Below are 11,374 nucleotides of genomic sequence, written 5' to 3' on the forward strand. Positions count from 1 at the left end.
AAACTATGACTGCACCGCGACCGCAGCAACCGATACCGCTGTCCAGTGGACAGCAGGGATTGTGGCTGGCCCAGAAATTGAGTCCGGATGTACCGATATCCGAGGCGCAATACATCGAGTTCCATGGTGACCTCGACATCGAACTGCTGTGCCGGACAGGGGTTCAGGCGGGGCACGAGTTCCAGTCGGGGTATCTGAGACTCGTCGAGATCGACGGTGAGCCGTATCAGGTGTACGACCCGGCGCTGGGCTTGGCGGCCGAGCTGATCGATGTCCGTGACGCACCCGATCCCTTCGCGGCAGCCCTGGACTGGATGCGCCGGGAGTACACGGCCCCCTTGGACATGACCCGGGACCTGCTGGTCGCGAATGCGATCCTGCGGGTGGGCGATCGGCATTACCTGCTGTACAGCCGGAGTCATCACGTCGCGCTCGACGGCTACGGCGCGATGATGATCGTGAACCGGATCGCGGCGCTGTATACCGCCGCGGTGCAGGGCGACTCGGTGCGGCCGAACCAGCCCGCCGACATCCGCGCCCTGTACGAGGCCGACCGCGGCTACCGGGAGTCGAAGCGGTTCACCGACGATCAGGCCTATTGGGTGGACAAGCTCGCCGGCGTCGGCGAGGACACCGGGCTGGCCGGCGGACCGGCGCCCGCGGGCCCGGACAGCGTCGTCGCGATCACCGAACTCTCGGACGCGACCATGGGGCGGATCGACCGGTCGGCCAAGGCGGTTGGAGCGAGCCCGGCCGCGCTGGTGATCGCCGCGTTCGGCTGCTACCTGGCCCGCAAGACCGGTCGCGACGAGGTGCTGGTCGATATTCCGGTGTCGGGTCGCACGACCGCCGTGCTGCGGCGCTCCGCGGGCGTGTTCGTCAATGTGGCGCCGCTGCCGATCGCCCTCGATCCGGCCGACACCGTCGCGACGCTGGCGCTGCGGGTGCAGGCCGATCTGGTGGGCGCGCTGCGGCATCAGCGGTGCGGCCTGGCCGATATTCGCGCCGCCACCGGGACCCCGGGCGGGCAGCGGCGGTTCGCGGGCCCGGTCGTGAACGTCATGCTCTTCGACCACAAGCTCCAATTCGGTTCGGTGACCGGCGAGTTCCACATCCTCAGCTCCGGTCCGGTCGAGGATCTGCTGGTCGATGTGTATCGGACCGGGGATCCGCCCCGCACGCTCCTGCAGTTCCTGGCCAATCCCAACCTCTACTCCGACGACGAACTGTCGGCGCACTGCACCGGATTCGCGGAGTTCCTCGACGAGTTCGCCGCCGCGGCGGACGCCGCGCTCGGACAGGTTCACCCCCGCAGCGCCGCCGAGGGCGCCGGGATCCGGCGCCGCCGTGCGAATCTGGCGTTCTGGCGACAGACCCTCGCGGATCTGCCCGAAGAGCTGCCACTGCCATTCGACCGGCCGCGCCCGGCGGTGATGTCGAATCGGCGTGCGACCGCGGAATTTTCATTGGGTGCGCGGTTGGTGCGGAACTTGGAGAATTACGCACGGCAGCATGATTCTTCGTTCTTCACCGTGGTCCACGGCGCTTTGGCGGTATTGCTCGCGCGGATGAGCGGTGGCACCGATATTCCGATCGGCACACCGGTGAACGATACGAATGGGACGTCCGGCAATACCGTCGTATTGCGAACAGAGGTCGATCCACAGGAATCGTTCGCCGATTTGCTGGGCCGCGTTCGCACCGTGGAGCTGAATGCGTTCGACCATGCCGATATTCCGTTCGAGCGCGTGGCGGAGCAGCTGTCACGAAATCCCGTGTGCCAAGTGCTGCTGGCGGTCGGCGAGGTCAGCGAAATGCCCTGTTCCGACCTGCGATTCACTCTGTCGGACCCCCACGGCGGGGGCGACACGGCCGGCGCGGTCACCTTCGCGACGGACGTGTTCGAGGCCGCGACGATCGATTCCCTTGTCCGCCGGTGGATCCGGATTCTGGAGTCGGTGGCCGCCGATCCCACGATTCCGGTCGGGGCGATCGACGTCCTCGAACCCGCCGAGCGCGCCGATCTGCTCACCCGGCACGGCGCGCCCGCGCTCGCGCCGGTCACCCTGCCCGAGCTGCTGGCCACCGCGGTCGCGGTGGATCCCGACGCGACGGCGATCATCGCCGGGGGGTGGGCAGCGAGCTACCGGGAGATGGACCAACGCTCGAATCGATGGGCTCGCCGGCTGATCGAGCGCGGTATCGGTCCGGAGGACACCGTCGCGATCGGTATCCCGCGATCGGCGGATTCGGTGCTGGCGGTGTGGGCGGTGGCCAAGACCGGGGCGGCCTTCCTGCCGATCGATCCCGCCCATCCGGCCGACCGCATCGCCCATCTGCTGACCGATTCGAGGGCCGTGGCCGGCCTGACCGTGGCAGCCGCGCGCGCCCGGCTGCCGGCTGACATCGACTGGCTGACAGCGGATCATCTCGACGCGGGCGACGATCGGGCGATCACCGACGCCGATCGGGTGCGGCCGCTGCGGGCCGACGATATCGCGTACGTCATCTACACCTCCGGATCGACCGGTCTGCCCAAGGGCGTCGCCGTCACCCATCGCGGACTGCACACCTGCGCCGCCGAACACCGCGCCGCCTTGAGCATCGAATCATCCTCCCGCACATTGCATCTGGCGTCACCGAGCTTCGACGTCTCGGTCCTGGAACTGCTCCTGGCACTGAGCGCGGGCGCGACACTGGTCGTCGCGCCCGGCGACAGCTTCGGCGGCGACGAGCTCGCCGAGCTCCTGGACCGCGAACACGTCAGCCACGCCTGCATGACGCCCTCGACCCTGTCGACGATCGACCACACCCGATGGCCCCTACCGGATCTGGGCCAGCTGGTCGTCGGCGGCGAGGACTACGGCCCCGAGCTGGTCGAACGGTGGAGCGGAACCCGTCGGCTGTGCAACGAATACGGGCCCACCGAGACCACGATCGCGGTCACACTGACCCCGCTGGCGGCGGGCGAACTCGTCACCATCGGCCGTCCGATCCGTGGCGTCTCGGCGTGGATACTCGACCAGCGATTGCAGCCCGCACCGGTCGGTGTGGCGGGCGAGCTGTATATCGCCGGCGGTCTCCTGGCGCGCGGATATCACCACCGGGCGGGGTTGACGGCGGAGCGTTTCGTGGCGTGTCCGTGGTCGCCGGGTGCGCGCATGTACCGGACCGGTGACGTGGTCCGCTGGACGGCCGAGGGCGCGGTCCAGCATTTGGGCCGATCCGATTTCCAGGTCAAGATCCGAGGTCTGCGTATCGAACTCGGCGAGATCGACGCCGTGCTGGCGGGTCAGGCGAGTGTCGGCTATGCCACGACGGTCGGCCATCGCGCCGAGTCGGGAGCTCAGTCGCTGGTCTCTTATGTCGTTGCCGCGCCCGGCCAGACGATCGACACCGCACTGCTGGCGGAGTACTGCGCCGAACACCTGCCGGCGTATATGGTTCCGGCGTCGATCGTCGCGCTGGACCGGATTCCGCTGACGCCGACGGGCAAGCTCGATCGAAAAGCGTTGCCCGAACCGGTGTTCGCCGACAGCAAGCCGTACCGGGCGCCCCGCACACCGCTCGAGCATCTCATCGCCGAGACCTTCGCCGGTGTGCTCCACCTCGACGCCATCGGTGTCGACGACTCCTTCTTCGCCCTCGGCGCGGACAGTCTGGTCGCGACCCGGGTCGCGGCGCGCCTGGGCGCCGCGCTGAACACCGAGATTCCGGTGCGGCTGCTGTTCGACGCGGGCACGACCGCCGAACTGGCCACCCGCATCGAGCGGGAGACCGCGCCGGGACGGCGCCCCCGGCCACCGCTGATCGCCGGTCCGCGCCCCGATCTGGTGCCGCTGGCCCCGGCGCAACAGCGCATGTGGTTCTTCAACCAGTACGACACCGGCTCCGGGGCGTACAACATGCCGATCGCCCTGCGGCTGCGTGGCGAACTGGACATCGACGCCCTGCGACTGGCCATGATCGACGTACTGGCCCGGCACGAATCGCTGCGCACGCGGTACCCGGACCATGACGGCGTGCTGATCCAGGTGGTCGAATCCGTCGACCACGTGGACTCCGATCCCGCCCTGACGACGGTGCCGTCGCGCGCATTGATCCCGGCGGTCACCGACTTCGTCACCGAGGGCTTCGATGTGAGCATCCGCGCGCCGGTGCGCGCCCGGCTGTTCCGCGTGGCCGACGCCGCGGAACCCGAGCACGTGCTGGCCATCGTGGTGCATCACATCGCCGCGGACGGCTTCTCGATGGCGCCGCTGGCGCGGGATGTGGCGACGGCCTTCGCCGCCCGGATCCGCGGTGAAACCCCCTCGTGGACACCGCTGCCCGTCCAGTACGCGGACTACGCGCTGTGGCAGCGCGATGTCCTGGGCGCACCCGGCGAACCCGAGTCGCTGAGCGCCCGGCAGCTGCGCTACTGGACCGAGACGCTGGACGGGATGATCGAGGAGCTGCCACTGCCGTTCGACCGGCCGCGGCCGGTGGTCATGTCGAATCGCGGTGCGAGCGCTGATTTCTCGCTGAGCGAGGGTTTGGTCCGGGGATTGGAGGACTGTGCGCGGCGGCATGATTCCTCGCTGTTCATGGTGGTGCACGGTGCGCTGGCGGTGCTGCTGGCCAGGATGAGCGGCGGCACCGATATCCCGGTCGGCACACCGATCGCCGGGCGTGGGGTGGCGGCGCTCGACGAGATGGTCGGGATGTTCGTCAACACCCTGGTGCTGCGGACCGCGGTCGATCCCGGACAGTCCTTCGCCGATCTGCTCGGCCGGGTCCGGCAGGTGGATCTGGACGCCTTCGACCATGCCGATGTCCCGTTCGAGCAAGTGGTGGACCAGCTGGTCAGGCAACGGTCCCAGGCGCGCCATCCGCTGTTCCAGGTCATGCTGGCCTTCCAGAACCTGGAACCGGTGCGGCTGGCACTGCCCGGCCTCGAACTGTCGGTGATCGACCTGCCCAGCACCGCGTCCCGCTTCGACCTGCAGTTCGTCCTCTCGCCGGACCGCGACGGCGGCGGCATGACGGTGGCGGTCACCTATGCCACGGATCTGTTCGATGCCGCGACGATCGATTCCCTCACCCGGCGGTGGATCCGGATTCTGGAGTCCGCGGTCGCCGATCCGAAGACTCCGGTCGGGGCGATCGAGGTGCTCGAGCCCGCCGAGCGCGCCGATCTGCTGAGCCACCACGGCGCCGCCGCCACGGCGCCGATGACCCTGCCGGATCTGCTGACCGCGGCGGCCGCACCGCATCCCGACGCTCCGGCGATCGTGTTCGCGGGGCGGCGGATGAGCTATCGGGAGTTGGATGAACGGTCGAATCGGCTGGCGCGGTCGCTCATTCGCCGCGGCATCGGCCCCGAGGACATCGTCGCGATCGGGATGCCGCGGTCGCTGGACTCGGTGCTGACCGAGGTGGCGATCGCCAAATCGGGGGCGGCGTTCCTGCCGATCGATCCGAATCACCCGCGGGAACGGGTCACGCACATGATGACCGAGTCGGGGGCGGCCATCGGCGTGACCGTGCCGTCCGCGCGCACCCGCTTGCCCGGCGGCGTCGAGTGGCTGACACCCGACGACCTCGACAGCACCGATCCCGCCGACAACCGGCCCATCACCGACAGCGAACGGATCCGACCGCTACGGGTCGACGATCTCGCCTACCTCATCTACACGTCCGGATCGACCGGACTGCCCAAGGGCGTCGCGGTCACGCACCGCGGACTGCACGACTGCGCGATCGAGCATCAGGCGGCCATGGGTATCGAATCCGATTCCCGGACTCTGCATCTGGCCTCACCCAGCTTCGACGTGTCGGTCCTGGAGCTGCTGCTGTCGCTGGGCGCCGGCGCCACCATGGTCATCGCGCCCGGCGACGTCTACGGCGGTGACGAACTCGCCGGCCTGATCGCCCGCGAACACGTCAGCCATGTCCTCGCGACGCCGTCCACGCTGTCGACCATCGACGACACCCGCTGGCCGCTACCGGATGTGACCCACATGATGGTCGGCGGCGAGGACTACGGCACCGACGTGGTGCGGCGCTGGGGTGCGGGCCGCGCCGTGCTCAACTCGTACGGGCCGACCGAATCGACCATCGCCGCGACCCTGAGCGCACCGCTGACTCCGGGCGATCCGGTGACGATCGGCGGTCCGATTCGTGGCACGTCGGGATGGATCCTGGATCAGCGGCTGGAGCCCGTTCCGGTCGGTGTGGCGGGCGAATTGTATGTCGCGGGTGGGTGTCTGGCCCGCGGGTATCACGGTCGGGCCGACGCGACGGCGGAACGCTTCATCGCCTGTCCCTGGGCGCCGGGCCGGCGGATGTACCGGACCGGGGATATGGCGCGGTGGACGCCCGAGGGGACGGTCGAACATGTGGGGCGTTCCGATTTCCAGGTGAAGATCCGGGGTCTGCGCATCGAGCTGGGCGAGATCGATGCGGCGCTGGCGGCCCACGCGACGGTGGGTTACGCGGTGACCCTCGGCAACCGCGCCGATTCCGGAGCCCAGTCGCTGGTGTCGTATGTCGTCGCCGCGCCGGGATGTTCGATCGATCCAGCGGTATTGACCGAGTATCTGGGCGACCGGTTGCCGTCCTACATGGTTCCGGCGTCGATCATGGTGCTGGATCGGGTGCCATTGACGCCCATGGGGAAATTGGATCGGCAGGCGTTGCCGAAGCCCGTATTCGTCCCGGACCGGCCTTTCCGGGCCCCTGAGACGCCGACCGAGCGAATCATCGCCCGGTGCTTCGCGGAAACATTGGGTTCCGACGGGGTCGGTGCGGACGATTCGTTCTTCGCCCTCGGCGGCGACAGCATCATGTCGATCCAGCTGGTGACCCGGGCCAGGACCGCGGGCGTGGTGTTCACCCCGCGCGATGTGTTCGAGCGCAAGACCGTCGCCGGACTCGCCCTGGTCGCCACCCGCGACAGCGATACGGCGACAACACTTCCCGCGGAACCGCCCGACGCGGCCCCGCCACCGCTCACACCGCAGGCGCGAGAGTCGCTCGAGCTCCGGTATCCGGCCCTGAGCGACGTCTGGCCGTTGGGCCCGCTGCAGCAGGGGCTGCTGTTCCACGCGCTGGTGTCCGAGCAGTCGGTGGACGCCTACATCACGCAGCTGGTGCTCGAGCTGCGCGGCCGGGTCGACGCGGGGCGGCTGCGCCGGGCCGTGCGGGTGCTGCTCGACCGGCACGCGAATCTGCGCTCCGCGTTCGTCACCGACCCGGAACCGGTGCAGGTGGTCGACGACGCCGCCGAGGCGCCCTGGTCGGAGGCGGACCTGGCCGGGCTGGACGACGCCGCCCGCGATCGCGCCTGGGCGCGGCTGCTGGCCGCGGACCGCGCCACCCGGTTCGACCCGGCGCAGGCGCCGCTGCTGCGCTGGATGCTGGTCACCACCGGGCCGGAGCGGTACCGGCTGGTGCTGACCAACCATCACCTGCTGCTCGACGGCTGGTCCACGCCGCTGCTCCTGAAGGAGCTGCTGGTGCTCTACGCCACCGACTGCGATACCACCGTCCTGCCGCGGGTGCGTCCCTACCGGGACTTCCTCACCTGGGTCGCCCGGCAGGACCCGGCGGCGGCACTGGACGCCTGGGCCCGCGCGTTCCACGGCGCCGACGAACCGACCCTGGTGGCCGCACCCGATCCCGGCCGCCGCTACACCGAATCGCGGGAGGTGCGCGGCGAACTCACCGAGGCCCGGACCGCGGCGCTGATCGGCCGCGCGCGGTCGCGCGGCATCACGCTCAACACCATGATCCAGGTGGCCTGGGCGATCGTGCTGGGCGCGTTGACATCCCGGCAGGACGTGACGTTCGGCGCCGTGGTCTCGGGACGACCCCCGCAGCTCGAGGGCGTCGAATCGATGATCGGGCTGCTGATCAACACGGTGCCGGTCCGGGTCCGGCTCGACGCCGCCGAGACCGTCGGGCGATTGCTCGACCGCGTCCAGGCCGAGCAGGCCGCGCTGCTCGATCACCAGTTCGTCGGGCTGGCCGACATCGAGCGAGCGGCCGGGCCCGGGGCGGTATTCGACACGATGACGGTGTTCGAGTCCTTCCCGGTCGACCGCTACGGGCTGACCGCGGACACCGATATCGCCGGAATGCGGCTGGTCGACGTGACCGGCACCGACGCGGCCCACTATCCGATGGGCGTGGTCGGGCGCGTCGACTCGACACTGCACCTCGAGATCAAGTACCTGCCCGAGTGCTTCGATCGGGACACGGTCGCGGCGACCCTGCGGCGCGTCCTGGACGTGCTGGGCGGTATGGCCGACGACCCGGATGTGCCGCTGGCCCGGCTGCATCTGCTCGCGTCCGAGGAATACCGCGAGCTCGCGCCGGTCTCGGGCGGTCCGGCGGTCCCGGAGCAGGTGTTGCCGGAGCTGCTCGCGGCCACGCAGGCCCGGGATCCGACGGCGGTGGCGGTGGTGTGCGGGGACCGGCACTGGACCTATGGCGAGCTGGACGCGGAATCGAATCGGTTGGCGCGCATGCTGATCGGCCGAGGAGCCGCACCGGAGACGAATGTCGCGATCGGACTGCCGCGCTGCTACGAGTCGGTGCTCGCGGTGTGGGCGGTGGCGAAGTCGGGGGCGGCATTCGTCCCGGTGGATCCGCGCAATCCCGGGGACCGGATCGAGCACATGCTCGCCGACGCGGGTGTGGCCATCGGAATCACGGTGTCGGAGTGGAAGGATCGCCTGCCCGGATCGGTGCGGTGGCTGGTCCTCGACGAGCCGGAGACCGCGGCGGAGGCGGCCCGAGCGCCCGCGCCGCCGGTGACCGATACCGAGCGCCTGCGCCCGATTCGGATCGACCATCCCATGTACGTGATCTATACGTCCGGCTCGACGGGCGTGCCCAAGGGCGTGGTGGTCACGCACCGGGGACTGGCGAACCTGGTGGACGAGCAGTGCTCGCGGTTCGACATCGGGCCGGGCGCGCGGGTGCTGCACGCCGCGTCGCCCATTTTCGACGCCGCGATCCTGGAACTGCTCTGGGCCTTCGCATCCGGCGGACGTCTGGTGATCGCGCCGCCGGCGGTCCTCGGCGGAATCGAACTGGCGCAGCTCATCTCGCGGCACTCGGTGACCCATGCCGCGCTGACCCCCACCGCCCTCGGCACGGTCGACCCGGCCGGGCTGCGGCACCTCGGGACGGTCGTGATCGGCGGCGAAGCGCCCCCGCCGCGCCTGGTGTCGCGGTGGGCGCCGGGCCGGAGACTGTTCAACACCTACGGTCCGGCGGAGGCCACCATCCAGACCGATGCGGGCGCGCCGCTGGTGCCGGGTGAGACCGCCACGATCGGCGGGCCGATCCGCGGGGTCGGCGAGATCGTGCTCGACGCCTGGCTGCGGCCGGTGCCGCTCGGCGTCGTCGGCGAGTTGTATCTCACCGGACCGGGATTGGCGCGTGGATACCGCGATCGGATGGGTCTGACCGCGGCACGGTTCGTCGCCGATCCCTTCGCGAATCACGGGGAGCGCATGTACCGGACCGGGGACCTGGTGCGGTGGCTGCGACTGCCGGGTGGAGGTCTGACGCTGGACTACGTCGGGCGCACGGACTTCCAGGTCAAGATTCGCGGCTTCCGGATCGAGCTCGGGGAGGTGGAATCGGGTCTGCTGGCCTGCCCGGGCGTGGCCCGCGCGGTGGCGGCCGTACACCACGGCGCTCACGGCGATCGGCTGGTCGGATACGTCGTCCCCGAGCCCGGCGCCGGGCTGGACCCCGTCGCGGTCCTCGCGGTCGCCGGGCAACGCCTGGCCCCGCACCTGGTGCCCGCCACCGTGATGGTGCTCGACGCGCTGCCGACGACGGAGACCGGCAAGATCGACCGCCGCGCACTGCCCGAACCCGACTTCAGCACGGGCCGAGCCGAATTCCGGGCGCCGGTCACCGAGACCGAGACCACGCTCGCCGCACTCTTCGCGGAGGTCCTCGGCGTCGACACGATCGGGCTCGACGATTCGTTCTTCGCGCTGGGCGGCGACAGCATCATGTCGATCCAGTTGGTGACCCGGGCCAAGGCGTCGGGTCTGACGCTGTCCGTGCGAGAGGTGTTCGAGCGCAAGACCGTTGCCGAACTGGCCCGGATCGCCGTCCGCGACGACGCGGCGGCCCTCCCGGAGGAGCTGCCCGGCGGCGGGGTGGGGCCGATGCCGCTCACGCCGATCATGTGCTGGATGTTCGAGCGCGGCGGATTCGACGGCTTCTGCCAGTGGGTGATGCTCACGCTGCCGACCGGCATCGATCCGGCCGTCATCGAGGCGACCGTGCAGGCGGTGCTCGATCATCACGACATGCTGCGGGCCCGGCTGGAGCCCGAGCCCGCGCACCCGTCGGGCTGGGCGTTGCGGGTGCGGCCGACCGGGGTGCCCGCCGCCGGACTCATCCGGCGGGTGTCGGTGGCGGCGGAGCCGGACAGCGCGGCGTTCGCGGCGATCGCCGATACGGAGGCGCGGGCCGCCGCCGAGCGCCTCGACCCCGCCGAAGGCGTTGTGCTGCAGGTGGTCTGGTTCGACCGCGCCGACGGGCCCGGCCGGCTGCTGGTGGTCGCGCACCACCTGGTGGTGGATGGCGTGTCGTGGCGGATCCTGGTTCCCGACTTCGCGCACGCCGCGGCCCAGGTGTCCGCGGGGCAACCGCCGCGGCTCGCACCCGTCGGTACGTCCATGCGGCGCTGGGCACACGCCCTCGACGCCGCCGCGACGAGTCTCGGCGAACTCGACCGGTGGCGGGCGACGCTCGCCGCCGAAGATCCGCCGATCGGGACGCGCCCGCTCGACCCGGTCGTGGACCTGCAGTCCACCGTGGCCACCGTCCGGGTGACGCTGCCCACCACGGTGACCCGGGCCGTCCTCACCGCCCTGCCGCACGCGTTCAACGGCAAGGTCGACGATGCCCTCATCGCCGCGCTCGCCCTCGCGCTGACCCGGTGGCGACGCCGCCGCGGCGACACCGTCAGCGAGGCGTTGCTCACCCTCGAGAGCCACGGGCGCGATGACAGCGTCCTGCCGGGCGCCGACCTCACCCGCACGGTCGGCTGGTTCACCACCACGTATCCGGTGCGAATCGACCTGTCCGGCATCGACATCGACGAGGCGTTCGACTCCGGCGCCGCCGCGGGCGCGGTCGTCAAATCGGTGAAGGAACAACTCCGGCGGGTCCCCGGCGACGGCACCGGCTACGGGCTGCTGCGCTACCTCAACGCCGAGACCGCCCGCACCCTGGGCGCGCTGCCCGACCCCCAGGTGAGCTTCAACTATCTCGGCCGCTTCGACAGAATTCCCGACGCGGCACTCGATTACGGGTGGATGCCCGCCGGCGCCGACGCCGCCGGCGGCGCCCAGCC

1 protein-coding gene is annotated in these 11,374 nt (G+C 70.4%); it reads left to right on the top strand.

Annotated features, from left to right (window positions below):
- Window positions 1-5: 5 nt before the first annotated feature.
- On the top strand, window positions 6-11,374 hold an 11,369-nt coding region (locus tag ACWELJ_RS21235), incomplete at its 3' end, for an amino acid adenylation domain-containing protein (RefSeq protein WP_452367861.1).

The sequence above is a fragment of the Nocardia sp. NPDC004582 genome, assembly GCF_053602115.1.